The sequence below is a fragment of the Pseudomonas lalucatii genome (assembly GCF_018398425.1).
Taxonomy (GTDB): domain Bacteria; phylum Pseudomonadota; class Gammaproteobacteria; order Pseudomonadales; family Pseudomonadaceae; genus Aquipseudomonas; species Aquipseudomonas lalucatii.
This window is the reverse complement of record NZ_JADPMV010000001.1, coordinates 2275189-2296540: the sequence shown is the minus strand read 5'-3', so window position 1 is coordinate 2296540 and position 21352 is coordinate 2275189. Positions and strand designations below refer to the sequence as shown.

The following is a 21352-nucleotide window of genomic DNA, read 5'->3' as shown; positions in this document are numbered from 1 at the left end:
ACCGGGCCGGCGACAGCCCGTGCCCTCCGCCCGCGGAGCAATGCCGGCAGGCCGCCGGGGGAAAAACTGGGCAAACGGCGCGCCGGGGTCTAAACCCTTGGTAGTCGTCTGTCGCCGCTCTCGGGGCGGCAAACGGCACTCGCCTCCGCCGTCGACCTGGAGACTGCCATGCCGTTGTTCCGTCCCGTGTTCGCCGCCCTGACCCTGGTCGGGGCGCTGTCCGGCGCCGCCGCCCAGGCCGCGCCGGCCGCCTGCCCCTATCCGAGCACCGTGGTGTTCGCCGGACTCAACTGGGAGAGCGGCATGTTCGCCACCCAGGTGCTGCGCGATCTGCTGGAGCAGGGCTATGGCTGTCAGACCGATGCGCTGCCGGGCAATACCCTGACCATGGAGAACGCGCTGAAGCAGAACGACGTGCAGGTGATCGCCGAGCAATGGGCCGGACGCAGCGAGATCTGGCGCAAGGCCGAAGCGGCCGGCGAGGTGTTCGCCGTCGGCGAGCCGGTACGGGGGGCGACCGAGGGCTGGTGGGTGCCCGCCTACCTGGTCAGGGGCGCCGATGCGCCGGCGGCCGGGCTCGAGTCGGTGAGCGACCTGCCACGCTTCAAGGCGCTGTTCCGCGACCCCGAGGAGCCGGACAAGGGGCGCTTCTACAACTGCCCGAGCGGCTGGACCTGTGCCGTGGTCAACTCGCAGAAGCTCAAGGCCTACGGGTTGACGGACAGCTACGTGAACTTCCGCACCGGCGCCGGCCCGGCCCTGGATGCGGCGATCAGTTCGGCGATTCGCCGGCAGCAGCCCATCCTCTTCTACTACTGGTCGCCGACCCCGCTGATGGGGCGCTACGAACTGGTGCAACTGGCGGAGCCGCCGTTCGACGCCGCGGCCTGGGCGACCCTGATCGACGGCGACCACCCCAACCCCGTCGGCAGCCGCTCGTTGCCGGCCAAGATCGCCATCGGCGTGTCCCGCGACTTCCATGCGCGCGCCCCCGAGCTGGTCAAGGTATTCGACAAGGTGCAGATTCCCCTGCCGCTGTTCAACAGCATCCTGGCGCGGATGTCCGAGCAGCACAGCGAGGCCGCTGAGGTCAGCCGGCAGTTCTACCGCGAGCACCGGGACATCTGGTCGACCTGGGTCCCGGCCGAGGTCGCGGCGCGGATCGACGCGGCCCTGAACTGATTAGCGGGCCAGGCGCCGGCCCTCGCTGCCGGTCGTCTGGACTGCGTCCTCAACGCGTCGAGCCTCCAGTCCCTGATGACAGCGCACTACTTTGTCGAATGACGCGGATTCTGAGACCTGCGCCTGATCAATTCAGGACGACGTTGGCGCGGATTCATCCAGCAGACCCGCTTGACCGTCCTCCAAGGGGGCAGTCGACAACTCACGGCCGAGACTGACCTATGTTTCCCGAGCGTTTCACCTTCTCCATCGCCGACTGGGTCAACGCCTGGGTCGATAAGCTGGTGATCCAGTACGGCGATCTGTTCCGCCAGATATCTGAGACCCTGTTGTGGGCCATCGTCAGCCTCGAGGGCCTGCTTCGGGCCGCGCCCTGGTGGCTGATGCTGGCACTGGTCGGCGCTATCGCCTGGCATGCCACCCGGCGCTGGCGTGCGACCCTGGTGATGGTCGGCCTGCTGTTTCTGGTCGGTGCGGTCGGCCTGTGGGACAAGCTGATGCAGACCCTGGCGCTGATGCTGGTGGCCACCGTCATCGCGGTGCTGATCGGCATCCCGCTGGGCATCCTGGCCGCCCGCAGCGCGCGTCTGCGGCTGCTGCTGATGCCGCTGCTGGACGTCATGCAGACCCTGCCCAGCTTCGTCTACCTGATCCCGGTGCTGATGCTGTTCGGCCTGGGCAAGGTGCCGGCGATCTTCGCCACGGTGATCTACGCCGCGCCGCCGCTGATCCGCCTCACCGATCTGGGCATCCGCCAGGTCGACCGCGAGGTGATGGAGGCGGTCAACGCCTTCGGCGCCAACCGCTGGCAGCAGCTGTTCGGCGTGCAGCTGCCGCTGGCCCTGCCGAGCATCATGGCGGGGATCAACCAGACCACCATGATGGCCCTGTCGATGGTGGTGATCGCCTCGATGATCGGCGCCCGCGGGCTGGGCGAGGAGGTGCTGATCGGCATCCAGACGCTGAATGTCGGCAAGGGCCTGGAGGCCGGCCTGGCCATCGTCATTCTCGCCGTGGTCATCGATCGCATCACCCAGGCCTATGGCCGTGCGCCGCACGAGGACGGGCGGTGAGCAAGATCCAGGTCGACCACGTCTACAAGGTCTTCGGCCGCCACAGCGAGGCCGCGCTGGCCCAGATACGCCAGGGCCGGAGCAAGGAGCAGGTGCTCGCCGCCACCGGCTGCGTGGTGGGGGTCAACGACCTGTCGCTGCGCATCGAGGCGGGCGAGGTCTTCGTCGTCATGGGCCTGTCCGGCTCCGGCAAGTCGACCCTGGTGCGCCACTTCAACCGGCTGATCGAGCCCAGCAGCGGGCAGATCCTGATCGATGGCGAGGACATCCTCGGCTACGACCGCCAGGCCCTGCGGCAACTGCGGCGCAAGAAGATCAGCATGGTGTTCCAGAGCTTCGCCCTGCTGCCGCACAGGAGCGTGCTGGACAACGTCGCCTACGGCCTGACGGTGCGCGGCGAGGCCCGGGCGCACTGCCTGGAGCGGGCCGCGCACTGGGTCGCCCGGGTCGGTCTGGCCGGCTACGAGACGCACTACCCGCACCAGCTGTCCGGCGGCATGCGCCAGCGGGTCGGCCTGGCCCGGGCGCTGGCCGCCGACACCGAGATCATCCTCATGGACGAGGCCTTCAGCGCCCTCGACCCGCTGATCCGCGCCGACATGCAGGAGCAGCTGCTGGAGCTGCAGCAGGGCCTGCACAAGACCATCGTCTTCATCACCCACGACCTCGACGAGGCGCTGCGCATCGGCAACCGCATCGCCATCCTCAGGGATGGCCGCCTGGTCCAGGTCGGCGCGCCCCGCGAGATTCTCGAGCAGCCGGCCGACGACTACGTCGACCGCTTCGTCCAGCGCCGGGTGGCCAGCCTCCGGGGACGCTAGCGCCGGATCGGCTCCCCGCCTGGGCCAGAAGCTCCGGCTGGCGACTCGCCCATTTGGGGGACAGTCGGCTGCGGCCGGACTGGCTACTCTGTCGTGCTTGCCTGTCGGCAATACAACAAGACGGAGTAGCCATGACTTTCCCCATCAAAGCATTGACCGCTGCAGTACTCCTGGCCGGGCTGCCGGTCGCGACCCAGGCCAACCCCTACTCGCAACTGGTGATCTTCGGCGATTCGCTGAGCGACAGCGGCCAGTTCCCGGATACCGGCAGCCCCCTGCTGGGTGGCAACCCGACCGGCGGCCTGCGCTTCACCAACCGTACCGGGCCGACTTTCCTGGCGAACAACAGCGAATATTTCGACGCGGTCGCCCCGCAGCGTCTGGCCGCTCATCTCGGCCTGCAGGCGCTGCCGTCCACGCCCATCCTGCCGCAGGCCCTGACCGGCAATGCGGACGGCAGCAATTATGCGGTCGGCGGCTACCGCACCGATCAGGTCCTCGCCTCGATCACCGCGGCCAACGGCTCGGTGGTGAACGCCGGGGGCGGCCTGGTCAGGACCCGCAACGGCTATCTGATTGACGTGCCGCGGGTAGACCCCGATGCGCTGTTCTACGTCAACGGCGGCGGTAACGACGTGTTGCAGGGGGTGGTGGTCGATCCGGCCAGCGCCGCCACGTCGGCGGCCAACCTGGTGGCCGGTGTCGCCGCCCTGCAGCAGGCGGGGGCGCGCACCATCATCGTCGCCGACCTGCCGGACGTCGGCCTGACCCCGGCCGGCTTCGCCACTGGCATGCGCGCGGCCTGGTCGGGCGCCGCGGCGCTGTACAACGATGCGCTGGCCAGCCAGCTGACGGCCCTGGGCGGCAACGTCATCCGCCTGAATTTCCGCGGCCTGCTGCACGAGGTGCAGGGCGACCTGGCGAGCTACGGGTTCGACCCGCTGGTGAGTCAGACCGACGTCTGCTTCAGCGGCAGCAGCTGCCTGGCCGATCCGACCTGGGGCCTGGGCGGCACCTCGGCCAACCCGGGCAGGCTGCTGTTCAACGATGGCGTGCACCCGACCGCGGCGGTGCAGCAGATCACCGCCGACTACACCTACGCGATCCTCGCCGCACCTTGGCAGCTGTCGCTGTTGCCGGAAATGGCCATGGCCAGCCTCAACGGCCACCAGCAGCAGCTGCGCAGCGAATGGCAGGCCGATCGCGGCGCCTGGCAGGCGCCGGGCCAGTGGCGCAGCTTCGTCGCCGCCAGCGGTCAGCGCCAGCGTTTCCAGCGCAGCGAGGCGGTGGCCGCGGGGGACAGCGACGCCTATGGCCTGCACCTGGGCGGCAGCTACCGTCTGGATGACAACTGGCGCCTGGGTCTGGCCCTGGGCCTGCAGGAGCAGAATTTGGAGGCCGGCGAGGCCGACTCCGAGTACGACCTGCGCAGCTACCTGCTCAGCGCCTTCGGCCAGTACCAGAATGGTCGCGTGTGGGCCGACGGCAGCCTGAGCCTGGGCCATCTGGACTACCACGACCTCAATCGCCAGTTCGCCCTGGGCATCGTCGAGCGCCGCGAGACGGGCGACACCGATGGCCAGCTCTGGGCCCTGTCCGGGCGCCTGGGTTATGACCTGGCCAATGCCGGCACTGGCTGGCGGGTCAGCCCCTTCGTCAGTGCCGACTACGCCCGGGTCGATGTGGATGGCTACCGCGAGCGCGGGCAGAGTTCGACGGCGCTGGACGTCGCCGACCAGCAGCGCGACAGCAGGCGTCTGGGGCTGGGTGTGCAGGTGAACTACCAGCTGAGCCCGGCGACCCAGGTGTTCGCCGAGGTGGCCCGCGAACGGGAGTTCGAGGATGACCCCCGTCAGCTGCGCATGGGCCTCGGCTCGGTGACCGGCAACCGCTTCGAGCTGCAGGGCCATGCCCCGGCCGGCGGCCAGACCCTGGCGTCCCTGGGCGTCAGCCACGCCCTGGCCGAGGCGCTGCAGCTGCGCGCGGCCTACCAGTTCCGCGGCACCGACGACCGCCAGCACGGCATCGGCCTGTCCCTCAACTGGGACCTGTAACGCCCGCACCACCTGCGCCGTCTGGCGCGGGTGGTCTCAGTCCCAGCCCAGGCGCGCCAGGCGCCACTCGCCGTCCTCCCGCCACCATTCCAGCTTGACCGCGAAATGCCCTGCGCTGTCCGGGATCAGGCCGGCGGCACCGGTCAGGGCGACCTGGGCCTCGGTGTGGCCTTTCTCGCCATAGGTCGGGTCCAGGTAGCTATTCTTGCTCAGGGCCAGCACGCGCACCTGTTGATGGCGCAGGAACAGCAGGGCCATGGTGCGCCGGGCCCAGTCGCGGTCGAGCTGCTGCTGGGCGGAGAACTGCGGGTGCAAGAGCGCCAGTACCGCGCCGTTGTCCTTCGCCTCCAGGTTGTCCTGCAACTGCTGCACGGCGGCTTCCAGGGCCGCCTGGGGATCGTCGCGGCCGCCACAGCCGGCCAGCAGGGTGAAAAGCATCAGGAAAGCCAGGGCAAATCGCCGTGCCGGCATGCCGAACTCCTTTTTCATGGTTATGATGCGGGGCAGAGCGGAACCCGGCGGCTTGGCAACCCCGAGGGGGGCGAAGTGCTCCCGCCGAAGCCTGGAACGCACCGTACGCCTACATTCAGGAGCTTGCCATGCAGACTTTGTATCCGGAGATCAAACCCCACGCCCGCCACGAGTTGGCGGTCGAAGAGCCGCATGTGCTCTATGTGGACGAGAGCGGGTCGCCGGACGGTCTGCCGGTGGTGTTCATCCACGGCGGCCCCGGCGCCGGTTGCGACGCCCTGAGCCGGCGCTTCTTCGACCCCAACCTGTACCGCATCGTCACCTTCGACCAGCGCGGCTGCGGGCGCTCCACGCCCCATGCCAGCCTGGAGAACAACACCACCTGGCACCTGGTCGCCGACCTGGAGCGCATCCGCGAGCACCTGGGCATCGACAAATGGGTGCTGTTCGGCGGCTCCTGGGGCTCGACCCTGGCCCTGGCCTACGCCCAGAGCCATCCCGAGCGGGTGCACGGGCTGATCCTGCGCGGCATCTTTCTCTGCCGCCCCCAGGAGTTCCACTGGTTCTACCAGGAAGGCGCCAGCCGTATGTTCCCCGACTACTGGCAGGACTACCTGGCGCCGATCCCGGTCGAGGAACGCGGCAACCTGATGCAGGCCTTCTACAAGCGCCTGACCGGTCCCGACCAGATCGCCCAGATGCACGCGGCCAAGGCCTGGTCGAGCTGGGAGGGGCGCACCGCCACCCTGCGCCCCAATCCGCAGGTGGTCGAGCGCTTCAGCGAGGCGCACCGCGCCCTGTCGATCGCCCGCATCGAGTGCCACTACTTCGTCAACAACGCCTTCCTCGAGGCCGACCAGCTGATCCGCGACATGCCCAAGATCGCCCATCTGCCGGGGGTCATAGTGCATGGCCGCTACGACGTGATCTGCCCCCTGGACAACGCCTGGGAGCTGCACCAGGCCTGGCCCAACAGCGAGCTGCAGATCATCCGCGATGCCGGCCACTCGGCGGCCGAAGTGGGCATCACCGATGCCCTGGTGCGTGCCGCCAACCAGATCGCCCGGCGCCTGCTCAACCTGTCGCCGGACGAAGCATGAAGGCGCTGATCCAGCGGGTGCGCGGGGCCCGGGTGGAGGTCGCCGGCGAGGTGGTCGGCGCCATCGACCAGGGCCTGCTGGCGCTGGTCGGCGTCGAGCCCCAGGACAGCCCCGAGAGCGTCGCCAGGCTGCTGCACAAGCTGCTCAACTACCGGGTGTTCGGCGATGCCGAGGGCAAGATGAACCTGTCCCTCGCCGATGTCGACGGCGGCCTGCTGCTGGTCTCGCAATTCACCCTGGCCGCCGATACCAACAGCGGCCTGCGACCGAGCTTCTCCAGTGCCGCGAAGCCGGCCCTGGGCGCCGAGCTGTTCGAGCTGCTGGTCGAGCAGGCCCGCGCCCACCATCCGCAGGTCGCCACCGGGCGCTTCGGCGCCGAGATGCAGGTGCACCTGGTCAATGACGGGCCGGTGACCTTTCTCCTCGAGGTCTGAGCGCCTCGTCACGCGGCTGTCGCACCTGTTCCAGGCCATTGTCCTGCAGCCACTCCAGGGCCAGTTCGCGCACCTGCTGGGCCTGGAAGGCGAGCCAGGCCTGGCGCACCCGCGGCAGCGCTTCCAGCTGGTAGTCGAAGCTGCGCAGCGGCTTGCGTCCGGCCAGGGCGTGGCTCAGCAGGGTGTGGGCGTGGGGATCGTGCAGGCCGAACAGGAAGGCCTCGCGCAGCGCCAGCGCCTGGCCATGGGGCAGGGGTTCGATGGCCAGGTAGCGATCGGGCTGCACGTCGTATTTCTCGTCGGCGCCGGGCGCCGGGTCGCCGGGGGCGACGCTCAGCACCGCGCCGGTGGCGAGGTCCAGGTAGTGCTCGAGTTCGGCCTGACTGAGCAGGGCCTGTTCGATGCGCGGCAGGTCGAGGGTCAGGGGATGCATGGCGGCGTGCTCCAGCTGCTGTCCTGCACCGACCATAGCTGCGCCGGCGCGGCTTGGCCATGCCGTCTGGCGGCGCGAGACGCCGCCGGGCGCTCAGAACAGGCGGGCGAGCAGGGCGCTGACCGCCGTCTCCACGCGCAGGATGCGCGCGCCGAGCTGCACCGGCTGCAGGCCGGCCTGTTGCAGCTTGTCCACCTCGTAGGGAATCCAGCCGCCCTCCGGGCCGATGGCCAGGGTGACCGGGCCTGCGACGGCGCGCGGGCAGTCCGGGTAGGGACCGGGGTGGCCGACCAGGCCGAGGCTGCCGGCGGCCAGCGGCGGCAGGCGGTCCTCGACGAAGGGCTTGAAGCGCTGCTCGATGAGCACCTCGGGCAGCACGCTGTCGCGGGCCTGCTCCAGGCCGAGGATCAGCTGCTCGCGGATCGCTTCGGGCGCGAGGAAGGGGGTCTGCCAGAAGCTCTTCTCGACCCGGTAGCTGTTGAGCAGGATCAGCCGCGGCACGCCCATGGCGCTCACCGTCTGCAGCACGCGGCGCAGCATCTTCGGCCGTGGCAGGGCCAGCAGCAGGGTCAGCGGCAGCTTGGCCGGCGGCGCCTGGTCCAGCTCCACCTGCAGCTCGGCGGCCTCGCGCGTCAGGCTGAGCAGCCGGCCCTGGCCCATCGGGCCGTTCAGGCGGCCGACCCGCAGGCTGTCGCCCGCCTCGGCGCGGTGCACCTCGTGCAGGTGCTTGAGGCGTCGGCCGTCGAGCCGCACCCGGTCGGCGGCGACGAAGTCGCCGTCCTCCAGCAGCAGCAGGTTCACGGTTGTGGCGCGGGGGGCTGGTCTTCGGATTCCGCCTCGTCCGCGGCGGCGTCCTCGTGCTCGGCGCGGCGCTTGACCAGGCTGCCGAAGAGCACCCCGGACTCGAACAGCAGCCACATCGGCAGCGCCAGCAGGGTCTGGGAGAAGATGTCCGGCGGGGTCAGCAGCATGCCCACGGCGAAGCAGCCGACTATCACATAGGGCCGGCTCTTGCGCAGGGTGGCGACGTCGACGATGCCCACCCAGATCAGCAGGAAGGTCGCCACCGGGATCTCGAAGGCCACACCGAAGGCGAAGAACAGGGTCAGGACGAAGTCCAGGTACTGGCCGATGTCGGTCATCATCGCCACCCCTTCCGGGGTCACGCTGGCGAAGAAGCCGAACATGATCGGGAACACCACGAAGTAGGCGAAGGCCATGCCGCCGTAGAACAGCAGGATGCTGGAGATCAGCAAGGGCACGGCGATGCGCTTCTCGTGCTTGTACAGCCCCGGGGCGATGAACCCCCAGATCTGCTGCAGGATGATCGGCATCGACAGGAACAGGGCGACCATCATGGTCAGCTTGAACGGCGTCAGGAAGGGCGAGGCGACGCCGGTGGCGATCATCGTCGCGCCTTCCGGCAGGTAGGCGCGCAGCGGCGCGGCGACCAGGGCGTAGATGTCCTGGGCGAAGTAGAACAGCCCGGCGAACAGCGCCAGCACCGCCACGACGCTGCGCAGCAGGCGCGTGCGCAGCTCGGTCAGGTGCGACACCAGGGGCATTTCCTGGTCGCCTTCGGTTGGTCGGCTCATGGTTGGGCGGGCTTGTCCTGGCTGGCGTCTGGTTTGGCGGGGGGGGCGGGCTCGGCGGCCTGTTCGGGCTTGGCGGTGGTGGCCGACGACAGCAGGTCCTGCTTCATCGCCTGCATCTCCCGTTCCAGCTCGAGGATCTGTTCGTTGTGCAGCTGGCGGCGGATCTCGTCGGCGCCGATCTCGCGCTCGACCTCGGCCTTGATCGCGCTGAAGCTGCGCTTGAGCCGGCCGATCCACAGCCCGGCCGTGCGCACGGCACCCGGCAGGCGCTCGGGGCCGAGCACCAGCAGGGCGACCAGGCCGACCAGCAGCAGTTCGGTGAAGCCTATGTCGAACATGGCGGTCGGCTCTTAGTCTTTCTTCGCCGGCTCTTCGACCTTGCGCGCCTGGGCGTCGATGGTCTGCCCCTTGTGCTCGTCCACGGCCGGCTTGTCTTCCTCGCCGTTGCCCATCGACTTGCGGAAGCCCTTGATCGCGTCGCCCAGGTCGCCGCCCAGGTTCTTCAGGCGCTTGGTGCCGAACAGCATGACCACGATCAGCAGGATGATCAGGAGTTGCCAGATGCTAATGCCACCGAATCCCATGACGTGTACTCCGTAGTAAGTGGATGATCAGTTTTGCGGGCGCGCGGCCTTTTCCGCGTGCCCGGACAGGCCGAAGCGCCGGTCCAGTTCGTCGAGCACCGCCTGGGGGTGCTGGCCGAGGGCGGCGAGCATGACCAGGCTGTGGAACCACAGGTCGGCGGTCTCGTAGATCAGCTCGCTGCAGTCGCCGCTGGCGGCGGCGTCCTTGGCGGCGAGGATGGTTTCCACCGACTCTTCGCCGACCTTCTCGAGGATCTTGTTCAGGCCCTTGTGGTACAGGCTGGCGACGTAGGAACTGTCGGCGGCGGCGCCCTTGCGCGCCTCCAGAACTTCGGCCAGGCGGCTCAGGGTGTCAGTCATGGGTATGTCCTGCGCGGTAGATGGCGTGCGGGTCTTTCAGCACCGCATCGACGGTTTTCCAGGTGCCGTTGTCGAACACCCGGTAGAAGCAGCTCTCGCGGCCGGTGTGGCAGGCGATGCCGCCGAGCTGTTCGACCCTGAGGATGATCACGTCGGCGTCGCAGTCCAGGCGCAGCTCGTGCAGCTTCTGCACATGGCCGGACTCTTCGCCCTTGCGCCACAGCTTGCCGCGCGAGCGCGACCAGTAGATGGCGCGCTGCTCGCTGGCGGTCAGGGCCAGGGCCTCGCGGTTCATCCAGGCCATCATCAGCACGCGGCCGGTCCGGTGGTCCTGGGCGATTGCCGGCACCAGGCCGTCGCTGTTCCAGTTGATCTCGTCGAGCCAATCGTTCATCGCTACTTCCGCCCGTCGCGGGCCTGTCGGATAGAGGTCTAGTGTGCCAGCGTGGTACGGGCCTGGCTATCGGCGCAGCACCAGGTAGAGACCGCCGGCCAGCATGGCCCAGCTGGGCCAGGCCGGCAGGCTGAGGGCCAGGCCCTGGGCCGCGGCGCCGGCAATCAGCAGGGCACCGAGCAGGCGGATCGGCCATTGCCGGTTGTCCGCCGACTCGACCCGGACCACCGGCTGCTGGTTATTGAGTCGCTCCAGGGTGTCGCGGGCCATCTGCGACAGGTGCGGCACCTGCTCGACCTGCTGCTGCAGGTTGCGCAGCAGGTGGCGCGGGCTGATGCGCTCGCGCATCCAGCGCTCGAGGAAGGGCTGGGCGGTGCTCCACAGGTCGAGGTCCGGGTACAGCTGGCGGCCCAGGCCCTCGATGTTCAGCAGGGTCTTCTGCAGCAGCACCAGCTGCGGCTGCACCTCCATGTTGAAGCGCCGCGCGGTCTGGAACAGGCGCAGCAGCAGCTGGCCGAAGGAGATGTCCTTGAGCGGGCGCTCGAAGATCGGCTCGCACACGGTGCGGATCGCCGCCTCGAAGTCGTTGACCCGGGTCTGCGCCGGCACCCAGCCGGAGTCGATGTGCAACTGGGCGACGCGGCGGTAGTCGCGCTTGAAGAAGGCCAGCAGGTTGCGCGCCAGGTAGTCCTGGTCCTCGGCGGTGAGGCTGCCGATGATGCCGCAGTCGATGGCGATGTACTGCGGGTTCCACGGCTGGCGGGTGCTGACGAAGATGTTGCCGGGGTGCATGTCGGCGTGGAAGAAGCTGTCGCGGAACACCTGGGTGAAGAAGATCTCCACGCCGCGCTCGGCCAACAGCTTCATGTCGGTGCGCTGGTCGGCCAGGCTGGCCAGGTCGGTCACCGGCACGCCGTAGATGCGCTCCATCACCAGCACCTTGGGCCGGCACAGGTCCCAGTACACCTGGGGCACGTAGAGCAGCGCCGAGCCCTCGAAGTTGCGCCGCAGCTGGCTGGCGTTGGCCGCCTCGCGCAGCAGGTCGAGCTCGTCGTAGATGGTCTTCTCGTAGTCGCCGACCACCTCCACCGGGCGCAGCCGGCGGGCGTCGGGGGAGGCCTTCTCGGCCAGCCGGGCGAGCAGGAACAACCAGGCCAAATCCTGGCGGATCACCGGCTTGAGCCCCGGGCGGATGACCTTGACCACCACTTCCTCGCCGCTCTTGAGCTGCGCGCCATGCACCTGGGCGACCGAGGCCGAGGCCAGCGGCTTGGCGTCGAAGCGGGCGAACACCTCGCCGACCTTGGCGCCGAGCTGGGCCTCGATCAGGGCCAGGGAATGGGCCGGGTCGAAGGGCGGGACCTGGTCCTGCAGCTTGGCCAGCTCGTCGGCCACATCCGGCGGCAGCAGGTCGCGGCGGGTCGACAGCAGCTGGCCGAACTTGATGAAGATCGGCCCCAGCTCCTCCAGGGCCAGGCGCAGGCGCGCGCCGCGCGACAGGTTCAGGGTGCGGCGCGGCAGCCAGTGCCAGGGCAGGGCGTAGCGCAGGGCGCGCAGCCACAGCGGCAGCGGCAGGTCGAACAGCAGGTCGTCCAGCTGGTAGCGGATGACCACGCGCTGGATGCGCAACAGGCGGCGGGCGGCGAGCAGCTTCATGCGTTGGGCTTATGGCGTTGGGCGATGCGTTCGATACGCGCATCGAGGCGGTCGAGGGCGAGCTTGAGGCGGTCCAGTTCGGCGAAGCGGGCGTCGGCCTCGCGGCGGCCGACCAGGCTGCGCGACTCCTCGCTGAGGTAGTCGGCGAGGTTCAGGCGCAGGCTGTCGAGGCTCTGCGCGGTCCAGCCGGCGCGGCTGCGCAGGTGGCCGGCGAGCAGTCGGGCGCCGACCGGGCCGAGCCAGCGCGCCAGTTCGTATTCCCAGTCCAGTTCGAGGTCCTGGAGGATCGCGGCGAGGTCCAGCAGGGCGGCGCTGTCGCCGTCCAGTTCGACCTCGGGGCTGTGCAGCACGGCGCTCTTGTCGGCGCTGGCGGCCAGGCGCAGAAGGCTGTTGGCCGGCGCCCGCAGGCGGCAGGCGACCTCGCCGGCCCAGTGCGGCGCCAGGCGCAGGCCCTGCTCGTCGGCGAGGATGAACAGCTGCAGCGCAGGCGCCCGGCAATCGATCTCGATCACCCGGCCGCGCAGGCGCGCCAGGCGCGGCAGGGCCGTGCCGTCCAGGGCCAGCACCCGGTTGAGGCCCTGCTCGACCCCGGCCAGCAGCCCGCTGAGCAGCATCAGGGCTTGATGCCGCGGTGCAGGGCGACGATGCCGCCGGTCATGTTGTGGTAGGTGACCCGCTCGAAGCCGGCCTCGACCATCATCGCCTTGAGCGTGTCCTGGTCCGGGTGCATGCGGATCGACTCGGCCAGGTAGCGGTAGCTCTCGGAATCGTTGGTGATCAGCTTGCCCATCAGCGGCATGAAGCTGAACGAGTAGCGGTCGTAGACCTTCGACAGCAGCTCGCTGGAGGGCTTGGAGAACTCCAGCACCAGCAGCCGGCCGCCGGGCTTGAGCACCCGCAGCATGGAACGCAGGGCGTCTTCCTTGTGGGTGACGTTGCGCAGGCCGAAGGCGATGGTCACGCAGTCGAAGTGGTTGTCCGGGAACGGCAGCTTCTCGGCATCGGCCTGGACGAACTTGACGTTGCCGGCCACGCCGCGGTCGAGCAGGCGGTCGCGGCCGACCTTGAGCATCGACTCGTTGATGTCGGCCAGCACCACCTCGCCCTCGGGGCCGACCAGGCGGGCGAACTGCCTGGTCAGGTCGCCGGTGCCGCCGGCGATGTCCAGCACCCGGTTGCCGTTGCGCACGCCGGACAGCTCGATGGTGAAACGCTTCCACAGGCGGTGCATGCCGCCGGAGAGCAGGTCGTTCATCAGGTCGTACTTGGCGGCCACCGAGTGGAAGACCTCGGCGACCTTCTGCGCCTTCTGGCTTTCCGGAACGTCCTGGAAGCCGAAGTGCGTGGTGGGTTCGCTGTCGCTGCGCTTGCGCGTGTCGGTCATGTCGCCCTTACCTAAACGAGAGAGGCTGATTCTAAAGTGGCGGCCATTCTAAACCTGCGGCCTACCTTTGTCTTGGCGCGCGCGGGCCGGCGCCGGGCGAGGGGGCGGCGCGGGCTGTTATAGTCGCGCGATCTGAGGTCGCAGTGAGGAGAGAGGCCATGACCCGAATCGATGTGGAACGTTCCCATAACCTCGGCCGCGAGGCGGCCCGGGAGAAAGCCGAGCAGCTGGCCGAGCGCCTGGCCCGCGACTTCGACGTGCGCTACCGCTGGAGCGGCGACACCCTGGAATTCAAGCGCAGCGGCGCCGACGGGCGCATCGAGGTCGGTGCGGACCGGGTGCGCGTGGAGCTCAAGCTGGGCCTGTTGCTGTCGGCCATGGGCGGCAGCATCAAACGGCAGATCGAGGAGGTGCTGGACAAGAACCTCAAGGCTTGAGGCGAGCTTCGGGCGCGGACGCCGGCGGCTAGTATGCGGTTTCTAATTTTCCTCGATACCTTGCACCCAAGCCTGCATTCCGTGGGCGTTTCCGCAAACCACCGCGCGTGAGGTGCACCATGTCGAAAGTCGCAATCAAGAAGAAAGCCGAAGCCGAAGCCGAAGCCAAAGCCGGCGTGCTGAGCGATGTCAAAGTCTATGCCCGCAAGGTCTGGCTGGCCGGCCTGGGTGCCTACGCCAAGGCCGGGCAGGAAGGCGCCGAGTATTTCAAGGAGCTGGTCAAGGCCGGCGAGGGTGTCGAGGAGCAGGGCAAGCGCCTGGTCGGCGAGCAGGTCGAGGCGGCCAACAGCCAGCTCGACGGCGTGAGGAACCGCGTCACCAGCGTCAAGGGCAAGGTCGACGTGCAGTTCGACAAGATCGAGAAGGCCTTCGACAATCGCGTGGCTGGCGCCCTCAAGCGCATCGGCATTCCGACCAAGCAAGATATCGAAGAGCTCTCTGCTAAGCTGGATGAACTGGGCGCATTGCTCGAGCATGTCGCGCGTAGCAAATAAGGAGAGCGGGATGGCTGTTAAGAAGAAAACCGAAAAACAGACCAGCTCCTGGATCGGCGAGGTCGAGAAGTATTCGCGGCAGATCTGGTTGGCCGGCCTGGGCGCTTACTCCAAGGTCAGCAAGGACGGCACCAAGCTGTTCGACACCCTGGTCAAGGACGGCGAGAAGGCCGAGAAGCAGGCCAAGAGCGAGGTCGACAAGCAGGTCGAGTCGGTGAAGTCCACCGTCGAGTCCAAGGTCGGGACCGCCAAGTCCAAGGTCGATGTGGTCAAGGACAAGGCCATGGGCAAGTGGGGCGAACTGGAGGAGGCGTTCGACAAGCGCCTGCACAACGCCATTTCGCGCCTGGGCGTGCCCAGCCGCAGCGAGGTGAAGGCACTCAATGACAAGGTCGAGAGCCTGACCAAGCAGCTCGAGGCGCTCACCGGGGTTGCCGCCAAGTCGGTCAAGCCGGCGGCCAAGCCGGTGCGCAAGGCCGCTCCGAAAGCGGCGGCCAAGCCGGCGAGCAAGGCCGCGGTCAAGCCGGCGACGGCTAAACCCGCTGCCAAGCCAGCAGCCAAGGCCGCTGCGAAGCCGGCGACCAAGGTGGCGGCGGCACCGCTAGCCGAAGCGGCGGCCAAGCCGGCCGCGGCGAAGAAGCCGGCGGTGAAGAAGACTCCGCTGGCCAAGGTGGTGGCGCCGGCCGCCTCGGAGCCGGTGGCGCCTGCGGCTGCCGCGGCACCGACGGAAGCGCCGGCGCCGAGCACGCCCGCCAGCCAGTCCTGACGCGGTCCTCGCCGCTTTCCTGACGCCCGGCCCAGTGCCGGGCGTTTGCGTTATGCTCCTCAGGCCTCCAGGTAGCGCTGGGCCAGCTGCTCGGCGGCCTGGCGCGAGGCGCTCGTCAGGTGCGGCGCCACCAGCATCATCACCTGATACACCACCAGACGGCTTTCGCCCTGGGCGCCGAGGATGCGCTGGTAGTCGAGGGAGAACAGCAGGGTCAGGGTGATCTGCTCGACCAGCTGGCCCAGGGCCTGGGTCTCGCTGACCAACTGGTTCTCCGCCTTCAGCCGCGCCAGCAGGGTGGCCAGGGTGCGCTTGAGCAGGTTGAGCCACTGGCGGATGCCGCGGGCCAGCTTGGGCAGGCGCCCGGCCAGGTTGGACAGGTCCTGGAACAGGAAGCGGTAGTGGGCCAGGCGCTCGACGATCAGGTGCAGGAACAGCCAGTAGTCCTCGGCCTCCAGCCGCGCGTCGGCCGGCGGGTCGAGCAGCGGCGCCAGCTCGGCCTGGAAGCGTTCGAACAGGCCGAGGATCAGCGGCTCCTTGCCGTGGAAGTGGTAATAGAGGTTGCCCGGGCTGATGCCCAGTTCGTTGGCAATCTCCAGGGTGGAGACGTTGGGTTCGCCCTGCTGGTTGAACAGCAGCAGGGCGCACTCGAGGATGCGGTCGCGGGTTTTCATTTGCTCTTCTTGGTGGGGCCGCTTGAAGGGACGGCAAGCCCGGCCGGGGTTCGGGCCGGGCCTTGCCCGCTCGGCTCAGCGCACATGCACATAGGTCCCAGGCGCCGCCTCCATGGCCGGGTAGCGGGTGCTGCCCAGGGTCGCGAGGGTCTGGCGCTGCTCGCCGGAGCGCTGCTGGATCCACTCCAGCCACCGCGGCCACCAGCTGCCCTCGTGCTTCTGCGCGTCGTGGTACCAGGCGCGGGGGTCGCCGCTGAGCCTGGGGCCCTCCAGGTAGGTGGCCTTGGGATTGCCCGGCGGGTTGAGGATGCTCTGGATATGTCCGCTGTTGGACAGGATGAAGCGCCGGTCGCCGCCGAGCAGCAGGGCCGAGCGGTAGACCGAGTCCCAGGGGGTGATGTGGTCGTTGATGCCGGCGACGCTGAAACTGTCGAGGGCGACCTTCTGCAGGTCGATGGGGGTGCCGCAGACCTCCAGGCCGCCGGCGTGGCTCAGCGGGTTGTACTTGAAGAAGTCCAGCAGGTCGCCGTGCAGCGCCGCCGGCAGGCGGGTGCAGTCGTTGTTCCAGTAGAGGATGTCGAAGGCCGGGGGTTGCTTGCCGAGCAGGTAGTTGTTGACCCAGTAGTTCCAGATCAGGTCGTTGGGGCGCATCCAGGCGAACACCCGGGCCATGTCGCGACCGTCCAGCACGCCGGCCTGGTAAGAGCGGCGCTTGGCCGCCTCGAGGGTCTGCTCGTCGGCGAAGAGCATGGCCGGGCTGTCGACCTGGCTGTCGAGCAGGCTGACCAGGTAGGTGGCGCTGGCCACCTTGCGCAGTTGCCGCTTGGCCTGCAGATGACCCTGCAGGGCGGCGATGGTCAGGCCGCCGGCGCAGGCACCGAGCAGGTTGACCTCCTTGCTGGCGGTGATCGCCCGGCAGGCGTCCACCGCCTCCTCCAGAGCCTGCACATAGCTCGACAGGCCCCACTCGCGGTGCCGGGCGCTGGGGTTGCGCCAGCTGAGGATGAAGCACTGCAGGCCGTTCTTCAGGGCGTACTGGACGAAGCTCTTGTCGCTGGACAGGTCGAAGATGTAGTACTTGTTGATCTGCGGCGGCACGATCAGCAGCGGGCGCAGGTACTGCCTCTCGCTCATCGGCCGGTACTGGATCAGCTCCAGCAGCTCGTTGCGAAACACCACCGCGCCGGGCGTGGCGGCCAGGTTGCGACCGACCTCGAAGGCCTGCTTGCTGACCTGGCGGGGCAGGCCGTCGTTGTGCAGCAGGTCGTCGAGCAGCTGGCCGAGCCCCTTGATCAGGCTGGTGCCGCCGCTGTTGAGCAGCTCCTTGAGCGCCAGCGGGTTGAGCGGCGAGTTGGACGGTGCCAGGGCGTCGCCGAGCAGCGTCGTGACGAAGCGCGCGCGGGCGCGGTCATCGGCGGACAGGTTGCTCCCGTCGATCCAGCGGTTCAGCTGATCCTGCCACGACAGGTAGGCCTGCAGGCCACGCCGGTAGAAGGGGTTGAGCTGCCAGGTGGGGTCGGCGAAGCGGGCATCCTGCGGGTTGACCCTGTGCGGGGTGTCGCCGAGCAGCACGCGGCCCAGCTGGCCGCCGAGGGCCAGGGCGTGCCGCGCGCTGTGCAGCGGTTGCCGGATGCCCTGCAGGGCCAGGGTGCGCAGGGTGGACAGCAGGTCGCGGCCGCGCAGGCCGACCACCGCGTTCTGTGCGGTCATGAAGGTGGCCGGGGCCGGTAAGGCGCCGCTACGTGGCTTGTCTCGCATGGGGCAACACTCCGTCGTCTATCCGCTGAGATCCGGGTTCCGCGGGTCGCAGCAAGGCTTGTACCAGGCCGCGTCAAGGCAGCGCACAGCGCCGCTGCCGGGTTAGTGTTCTTAGCCTGCGCCTGCGGGTGGGTCAAGTCCGCCGGCCTCGCACCGCGGCGGTGCGGCCGCCGGGTCGCTTCACTGCTCGCGGGCGGCGCTCGGTTGCGGGTGCATGATGGCGGGTTGGCGCTCCTCGGCGAGGAATTTCATGATGATCGGCGCCACCGCCTCGGCGCGGGTCACCAGGAACAGGTGGCCGTCGTCGATCACGTGCAGGTCGGCATTGGGAATGCGCCAGGCCAGCAGGCGCATGTTGACCAAGGGAATCAGCGGGTCGTCGTCGCCGGCCAGCACCAGGGTCGGCTGGCGGATCTTGTGCAGCCAGTGGATGCTGGTCCAGCCGAGGCCGGCGAACAGCTGCCAGTAGTAGCCCATCTTGCCCCCCGAGCGCACCTTGCTGGCATGCGCCAGGGCCAGCTTGGGGTCGCGGCGGAAGGCGCCGCCGTAGATGTCCGGGGCGATCTGCACGCCATAGGAGGGCTGGATATAGCGTCGCGGGCTGGCCATGCGCCACAGCACCCTGGGCTTGCCCGGGACCATCACCGCACCGGCGGAGGTGGCGGCCAGCACCAGCTTCTTGCAACGCTCCGGGTAGTCGTGGGCGAACTGCTGGGCCAGGGCGCCGCCCCAGGACACACCGATGGCGTTGACCTGACCGTAGTCCAGGTAGTCGAGCATGCGCGCCGCCAGCTTGGCCAGGCCGGGGAAGCGGTAGGGGGTGCCGGGTGTCGAGGAGCCGCCGACCCCGGGCACGTCGAAGGCGATCACCTCCAGGTCCGGGTCCAGCGCCCGGACGAAGGGCATCACCAGCTCGAGGTTGGCGCCGATGCCGTTGAAGATCAGCAGCGGCGCCATCTGCCCGTTGCCGGGGCGCACCGCGGTGCGGATGCTCTGGCCGTCGAGCTCGATGGTGCGAAAGATAAAGGATAACGGCATGCGCAGAGGCCCTATCGGTTGAACCGCTGGTTCGGGCCGTCCGGGCCCCTCCAGATCCGCCAGGGCAGCGCCTGGTTCGTTGCCCCGGCCGTCACGGCCGGGTGGTCGAGCGGCACCTCCTGGTGCCGCGGGCAGTGCTGCGCAGGGCGCAGTCGATCAACGTTCGTGGACATAGGTGCCGGGCGCGGCCTCGGCCGCCGGGTGGGCCTTGTTGCCCAGCTTGGCCGGCGCCTTCCTGGTCTCGCCGGAGCGCTCGGCCAGCCACTTCTGCCAGTGCAGCCACCAGGAGTCGGTGTGCTTGGTCGAGCTGTCCTGCCAGTCCTTCGGGTCGAGCGGCATCTCGCTGTTGGTCATGTAGCGCGCCTTGGGGTTGCCCGGCGGATTGAGAATGCTCTGGATGTGGCCGCTGTTGGACAGCACGAACTCGCACTTGCCGCCGAACAGGTGCGCCGACTTGTAGCAGCTGTCCCAGGGCGTGATGTGGTCGGTGGTGCCGGCCACGCAGAAGAAGTCGCAGGTCACCTGCTTGAGGTCGATCGGCGTGCCGCAGACTTCCAGGGCACCGCTGCGGGTCAGCGGATTGGTCTTGAACATCTCGATGAACTCGCCGTGCAGGGCGGCGGGCAGGCGCGTGGTGTCGTTGTTCCAGTAGAGGATGTCGAACACCGGCGGCTCGTTGCCGAGCAGGTAGTTGTTGACCCAGTAGTTCCAGATCAGGTCGTTGGGACGCATCCAGGCGAACACCTTGGCCATGTCGCTGCCTTCCAGCACGCCGGCCTGGTAGGAGCGGCGCTTGGCCGCCTCCAGGGTGGTCTCGTCGGCGAACAGCGCCACCTGGGTATCCAGCTGGGTGTCGAGCACGCTGACCAGCAGGGTCAGGGCATGCACCTTCTGCTCGCCCAGCGCGGCGTAGTGGCCGAGCAGCGAGGCGGTGGTGAGGCCGCCGGAGCAGGCGCCGAGCATGTTGATGTCCGGGCTGCCGGTGATCGCGGTGATCACCTCGATGGCCTCCTTCAGCGCCTCGATATAGCTCGACAGGCCCCACTCGCGCTGGGCCTTGGTCGGGTTGCGCCAGCTGACCACGAAGGTCTGCACGCCATTGCGCAGGAGGAAGCGCGCCAGGCTCTTTTCCGGCGACAGGTCGAACACGTAGAACTTGTTGATCTGCGGCGGCACCACCAGCAGCGGGCGGCTGTGCACCTGCTCGGTGATCGGCCGGTACTGGATAAGCTCCAGCACCTCGTTGCGGAACACCACCGAGCCTTCGGTGGTGGCCAGGTTCTTGCCGACCTCGAAGGCGTTCATGTTGACCTGGCTGGGCATGCCGCCGTTGTTGACCAGGTCCTTGGCCAGGTGGCTGAGGCCGTCCAGCAGGCTCTTGCCGCCGGTCTCGAAGAAGCGTTTGATCGCGGCCGGGTTGGCCATGCTGTTGCTCGGCGCCATGGCCTCGGTCATCAGGTTGATGACGAAGTGGCTGCGGCTGACGTCCTGCTCCGACAGGTCGCTGTACTCGACCCAGTCGTGCAGCTCCTTGCGCCAGGCCAGGTAGGTCTGCAGGTAGCGCTTGTACAGCGGGTTCTGGCTCCAGGCCGGGTCGGCGAAGCGACGGTCGCCGGCTTCGGGGCTGAGTTCGGACTGGCCGAACAACACGTTCTTCAGCTCCAGGCCGAAGTGGGCCACGTGCTTGGCGCTGTGCACCGGTTGCTTGATGGCCTGGGTGAGCACGGTCCGCGCCGAGCTCAGCAGGTCCCTGCCGCGAATGCCGATGACCGGATTGAGGCCGAGGGTGTTCTCGGAGGCTTGTTTCTTCAGGTCATCACTGGGTCTATCTGTCATCAACGACGCTCCATTGTCCTGGGCGAATGCCGGCGTACTGCTGTGCACGGAGACACGGGGCCGAGGGGCCGGTTATCGCTCGGGTTACCGAAGGCGGATTATTCCGCGACTTTCTTGCAGTTGTCCGTTCGACAAATGCAGGGAACCTGCCAGGTCCCTGGTTACCCGAGTTTGGCAGTTTGCGCAAGCTGGCGGCGAAACGAGCCGAATGCGCAGGGAGTATGCCGCGAAGGATTAGAAAATGCGCTCTAACCCGGCAGGCAGGAAGGGCGCGCCGCCCGGCGGGGCCGGTGGCGGGGGAAGGGTGTCGGTGACGCTGCGGTGCGACCCCGGGCGGGGGCGCACCAGGCTAGAGCATCAGCTTGACCACCGACTCGTTCGGGTCGCGGGACTGGCCGGCGGCGGCGAGTGCGGCGAGGTACTCGGCCCAGAGCTCGTCCTGGCGGGTGGCCAGGTCGTACAGGTAGGCCCAGGTGAACAGGCCGCTGTCATGGCCGTCGTCGAAGCACAGCTTCAGGGCGTAGTTGCCCGCCGGCTCGATGGCACTCAGGCCGACATGCAGCTTGCCGGTCTGCAGGATGGGCTTGCCGTGGCCCTGGACCTCGGCCGAGGGTGAATGCACGCGGAGGAACTCGGCGGACAGGCTGTAACTGCGCTCGCCGTACTGCAGGGTCAGGGTCTTGGAGGCTTTGTGCAGCTCTATGGCGCTGGGGATCTGGCTCATGGTCTTCGACTGCTGCGCCGCCCG

The 21352-nt window shown here is 68.5% G+C and carries 25 protein-coding genes; 9 read left to right on the top strand and 16 right to left on the bottom strand.

What is annotated here, in order from left to right:
- Positions 1-168 precede the first annotated feature (168 nt).
- The 4 genes from I0D00_RS10425 (at position 169) to I0D00_RS10410 (ending at position 5130) form a co-directional block, all read left to right on the top strand.
- Entirely contained in the window at positions 169-1182 is a 1014-nt protein-coding gene (locus I0D00_RS10425) for an ABC transporter substrate-binding protein (RefSeq protein WP_213639651.1), read from the top strand.
- A gap of 221 nt (positions 1183-1403) precedes the next feature.
- Complete coding sequence (locus I0D00_RS10420; protein ID WP_213639650.1) at positions 1404-2255, top strand: ABC transporter permease; 852 nt, start codon at positions 1404-1406, stop codon at positions 2253-2255.
- Positions 2252-3076 carry a quaternary amine ABC transporter ATP-binding protein gene (locus I0D00_RS10415; RefSeq protein ID WP_213639649.1) on the top strand — a complete coding sequence of 275 codons (825 nt, stop codon included), beginning with the start codon at positions 2252-2254 and terminating at the stop codon, positions 3074-3076. Before I0D00_RS10420 ends, I0D00_RS10415 begins: the two co-directional genes overlap by 4 nt.
- Positions 3077-3207: 131 nt before the next feature.
- Positions 3208-5130, top strand: coding sequence for an autotransporter domain-containing SGNH/GDSL hydrolase family protein (locus I0D00_RS10410; protein ID WP_213639648.1), 1923 nt, complete (start codon positions 3208-3210; stop codon positions 5128-5130).
- Positions 5131-5166: 36 nt separating this feature from the next.
- On the opposite strand, the gene I0D00_RS10405 is transcribed toward I0D00_RS10410, so the two are convergent.
- Positions 5167-5601 (bottom strand): hypothetical protein, encoded by a 435-nt coding sequence (locus I0D00_RS10405; protein WP_213639647.1) that lies wholly within the window; start codon positions 5599-5601, stop codon positions 5167-5169.
- 128 nt (positions 5602-5729) lie between these two features.
- Here I0D00_RS10405 and pip point away from each other — a divergent pair, with 128 nt between their 5' ends.
- Both pip and dtd read left to right on the top strand, forming a co-directional pair.
- On the top strand, positions 5730-6701 hold the full coding sequence (gene pip / locus I0D00_RS10400) for a prolyl aminopeptidase (RefSeq protein ID WP_213639646.1): 972 nt from the start codon (positions 5730-5732) through the stop codon (positions 6699-6701).
- Positions 6698-7135, top strand: coding sequence for a D-aminoacyl-tRNA deacylase (gene dtd, locus I0D00_RS10395; protein WP_213639645.1), 438 nt, complete (start codon positions 6698-6700; stop codon positions 7133-7135). Before pip ends, dtd begins: the two co-directional genes overlap by 4 nt.
- Here the strand turns inward: dtd and I0D00_RS10390 are convergent.
- From I0D00_RS10390 to ubiE, 10 genes are all read right to left on the bottom strand, one after another.
- Positions 7098-7568: a UPF0158 family protein gene (locus I0D00_RS10390; protein WP_213639644.1), complete on the bottom strand. Its 471-nt coding sequence runs from the start codon at positions 7566-7568 to the stop codon at positions 7098-7100. The genes dtd and I0D00_RS10390 overlap by 38 nt on opposite strands.
- A gap of 93 nt (positions 7569-7661) precedes the next feature.
- Positions 7662-8369: a 16S rRNA (uracil(1498)-N(3))-methyltransferase gene (locus I0D00_RS10385; protein ID WP_213639643.1), complete on the bottom strand. Its 708-nt coding sequence runs from the start codon at positions 8367-8369 to the stop codon at positions 7662-7664.
- Positions 8366-9163 (bottom strand): twin-arginine translocase subunit TatC, encoded by a 798-nt coding sequence (tatC, locus tag I0D00_RS10380; protein ID WP_213639642.1) that lies wholly within the window; start codon positions 9161-9163, stop codon positions 8366-8368. Before tatC ends, I0D00_RS10385 begins: the two co-directional genes overlap by 4 nt.
- On the bottom strand, positions 9160-9501 hold the full coding sequence (gene tatB, locus I0D00_RS10375) for a Sec-independent protein translocase protein TatB (protein WP_213639641.1): 342 nt from the start codon (positions 9499-9501) through the stop codon (positions 9160-9162). Before tatB ends, tatC begins: the two co-directional genes overlap by 4 nt.
- A 12-nt stretch (positions 9502-9513) precedes the next feature.
- Positions 9514-9747, bottom strand: coding sequence for a twin-arginine translocase TatA/TatE family subunit (tatA, locus tag I0D00_RS10370; RefSeq protein WP_213639640.1), 234 nt, complete (start codon positions 9745-9747; stop codon positions 9514-9516).
- Between the two features lie 27 nt (positions 9748-9774).
- Positions 9775-10107, bottom strand: a complete 333-nt coding sequence (locus I0D00_RS10365) for a phosphoribosyl-ATP diphosphatase (protein ID WP_213639639.1) — start codon at positions 10105-10107, stop codon at positions 9775-9777.
- Positions 10100-10501, bottom strand: coding sequence for a phosphoribosyl-AMP cyclohydrolase (gene hisI, locus I0D00_RS10360; protein ID WP_213639638.1), 402 nt, complete (start codon positions 10499-10501; stop codon positions 10100-10102). The genes I0D00_RS10365 and hisI overlap by 8 nt, the downstream gene beginning before the upstream one ends.
- A gap of 66 nt (positions 10502-10567) precedes the next feature.
- The gene (gene ubiB, locus I0D00_RS10355; protein ID WP_213639637.1) at positions 10568-12157 is read right to left on the bottom strand and encodes a ubiquinone biosynthesis regulatory protein kinase UbiB; all 1590 of its coding nucleotides are present in this window, start codon (positions 12155-12157) and stop codon (positions 10568-10570) included.
- Positions 12154-12771 carry a ubiquinone biosynthesis accessory factor UbiJ gene (locus I0D00_RS10350; protein ID WP_213639636.1) on the bottom strand — a complete coding sequence of 206 codons (618 nt, stop codon included), beginning with the start codon at positions 12769-12771 and terminating at the stop codon, positions 12154-12156. Before I0D00_RS10350 ends, ubiB begins: the two co-directional genes overlap by 4 nt.
- Positions 12771-13541: a bifunctional demethylmenaquinone methyltransferase/2-methoxy-6-polyprenyl-1,4-benzoquinol methylase UbiE gene (ubiE, locus tag I0D00_RS10345; RefSeq protein WP_213639635.1), complete on the bottom strand. Its 771-nt coding sequence runs from the start codon at positions 13539-13541 to the stop codon at positions 12771-12773. The genes I0D00_RS10350 and ubiE overlap by 1 nt, the downstream gene beginning before the upstream one ends.
- Positions 13542-13699: 158 nt before the next feature.
- On the opposite strand from ubiE, the gene I0D00_RS10340 reads away from it, so the two are divergent.
- The 3 genes from I0D00_RS10340 (at position 13700) to I0D00_RS10330 (ending at position 15298) form a co-directional block, all read left to right on the top strand.
- The gene (locus tag I0D00_RS10340) at positions 13700-13978 is read left to right on the top strand and encodes a polyhydroxyalkanoic acid system family protein (protein ID WP_213639634.1); all 279 of its coding nucleotides are present in this window, start codon (positions 13700-13702) and stop codon (positions 13976-13978) included.
- A 119-nt stretch (positions 13979-14097) separates the two neighbouring features.
- Entirely contained in the window at positions 14098-14532 is a 435-nt protein-coding gene (locus I0D00_RS10335) for a phasin family protein (protein ID WP_213639633.1), read from the top strand.
- A gap of 10 nt (positions 14533-14542) precedes the next feature.
- Positions 14543-15298, top strand: coding sequence for a phasin family protein (locus tag I0D00_RS10330; RefSeq protein WP_213639632.1), 756 nt, complete (start codon positions 14543-14545; stop codon positions 15296-15298).
- A gap of 59 nt (positions 15299-15357) precedes the next feature.
- Here I0D00_RS10330 and I0D00_RS10325 read toward each other — a convergent pair whose 3' ends face one another.
- From I0D00_RS10325 to I0D00_RS10305, 5 genes are all read right to left on the bottom strand, one after another.
- Positions 15358-15972, bottom strand: a complete 615-nt coding sequence (locus I0D00_RS10325; RefSeq protein ID WP_213639631.1) for a TetR/AcrR family transcriptional regulator — start codon at positions 15970-15972, stop codon at positions 15358-15360.
- Between the two features lie 75 nt (positions 15973-16047).
- Positions 16048-17730 carry a class II poly(R)-hydroxyalkanoic acid synthase gene (phaC, locus tag I0D00_RS10320; protein WP_213639630.1) on the bottom strand — a complete coding sequence of 561 codons (1683 nt, stop codon included), beginning with the start codon at positions 17728-17730 and terminating at the stop codon, positions 16048-16050.
- 180 nt (positions 17731-17910) lie between these two features.
- Positions 17911-18768 (bottom strand): poly(3-hydroxyalkanoate) depolymerase, encoded by an 858-nt coding sequence (gene phaZ / locus I0D00_RS10315; RefSeq protein WP_213639629.1) that lies wholly within the window; start codon positions 18766-18768, stop codon positions 17911-17913.
- 156 nt (positions 18769-18924) lie between these two features.
- Positions 18925-20604 (bottom strand): class II poly(R)-hydroxyalkanoic acid synthase, encoded by a 1680-nt coding sequence (gene phaC, locus I0D00_RS10310; protein ID WP_213639628.1) that lies wholly within the window; start codon positions 20602-20604, stop codon positions 18925-18927.
- 349 nt (positions 20605-20953) lie between these two features.
- Entirely contained in the window at positions 20954-21328 is a 375-nt protein-coding gene (locus I0D00_RS10305; RefSeq protein WP_213639627.1) for a gamma-butyrobetaine hydroxylase family protein, read from the bottom strand.
- Positions 21329-21352: the final 24 nt, after the last annotated feature.

Excerpts from the sequence above, each read along its gene's own strand:
- I0D00_RS10305 (WP_213639627.1), bottom strand. The coding sequence starts at position 21,328 with ATGAGCCAGATCCCCAGCGCCATAGAGCTGCACAAAGCCTCCAAGACC.
- tatA (WP_213639640.1), bottom strand. The coding sequence starts at position 9,747 with ATGGGATTCGGTGGCATTAGCATCTGGCAACTCCTGATCATCCTGCTG.
- I0D00_RS10325 (WP_213639631.1), bottom strand. The coding sequence starts at position 15,972 with ATGAAAACCCGCGACCGCATCCTCGAGTGCGCCCTGCTGCTGTTCAAC.
- I0D00_RS10330 (WP_213639632.1), top strand. The coding sequence starts at position 14,543 with ATGGCTGTTAAGAAGAAAACCGAAAAACAGACCAGCTCCTGGATCGGC.
- hisI (WP_213639638.1), bottom strand. The coding sequence starts at position 10,501 with ATGAACGATTGGCTCGACGAGATCAACTGGAACAGCGACGGCCTGGTG.
- tatC (WP_213639642.1), bottom strand. The coding sequence starts at position 9,163 with ATGAGCCGACCAACCGAAGGCGACCAGGAAATGCCCCTGGTGTCGCAC.
- I0D00_RS10390 (WP_213639644.1), bottom strand. The coding sequence starts at position 7,568 with ATGCATCCCCTGACCCTCGACCTGCCGCGCATCGAACAGGCCCTGCTC.
- I0D00_RS10410 (WP_213639648.1), top strand. The coding sequence starts at position 3,208 with ATGACTTTCCCCATCAAAGCATTGACCGCTGCAGTACTCCTGGCCGGG.
- I0D00_RS10425 (WP_213639651.1), top strand. The coding sequence starts at position 169 with ATGCCGTTGTTCCGTCCCGTGTTCGCCGCCCTGACCCTGGTCGGGGCG.
- dtd (WP_213639645.1), top strand. The coding sequence starts at position 6,698 with ATGAAGGCGCTGATCCAGCGGGTGCGCGGGGCCCGGGTGGAGGTCGCC.
- I0D00_RS10340 (WP_213639634.1), top strand. The coding sequence starts at position 13,700 with ATGACCCGAATCGATGTGGAACGTTCCCATAACCTCGGCCGCGAGGCG.
- I0D00_RS10405 (WP_213639647.1), bottom strand. The coding sequence starts at position 5,601 with ATGCCGGCACGGCGATTTGCCCTGGCTTTCCTGATGCTTTTCACCCTG.
- ubiE (WP_213639635.1), bottom strand. The coding sequence starts at position 13,541 with ATGACCGACACGCGCAAGCGCAGCGACAGCGAACCCACCACGCACTTC.
- ubiB (WP_213639637.1), bottom strand. The coding sequence starts at position 12,157 with ATGAAGCTGCTCGCCGCCCGCCGCCTGTTGCGCATCCAGCGCGTGGTC.
- I0D00_RS10365 (WP_213639639.1), bottom strand. The coding sequence starts at position 10,107 with ATGACTGACACCCTGAGCCGCCTGGCCGAAGTTCTGGAGGCGCGCAAG.
- I0D00_RS10350 (WP_213639636.1), bottom strand. The coding sequence starts at position 12,771 with ATGCTGCTCAGCGGGCTGCTGGCCGGGGTCGAGCAGGGCCTCAACCGG.
- tatB (WP_213639641.1), bottom strand. The coding sequence starts at position 9,501 with ATGTTCGACATAGGCTTCACCGAACTGCTGCTGGTCGGCCTGGTCGCC.
- phaC (WP_213639630.1), bottom strand. The coding sequence starts at position 17,730 with ATGCGAGACAAGCCACGTAGCGGCGCCTTACCGGCCCCGGCCACCTTC.
- phaC (WP_213639628.1), bottom strand. The coding sequence starts at position 20,604 with ATGACAGATAGACCCAGTGATGACCTGAAGAAACAAGCCTCCGAGAAC.
- phaZ (WP_213639629.1), bottom strand. The coding sequence starts at position 18,768 with ATGCCGTTATCCTTTATCTTTCGCACCATCGAGCTCGACGGCCAGAGC.
- I0D00_RS10420 (WP_213639650.1), top strand. The coding sequence starts at position 1,404 with ATGTTTCCCGAGCGTTTCACCTTCTCCATCGCCGACTGGGTCAACGCC.
- I0D00_RS10335 (WP_213639633.1), top strand. The coding sequence starts at position 14,098 with ATGTCGAAAGTCGCAATCAAGAAGAAAGCCGAAGCCGAAGCCGAAGCC.
- pip (WP_213639646.1), top strand. The coding sequence starts at position 5,730 with ATGCAGACTTTGTATCCGGAGATCAAACCCCACGCCCGCCACGAGTTG.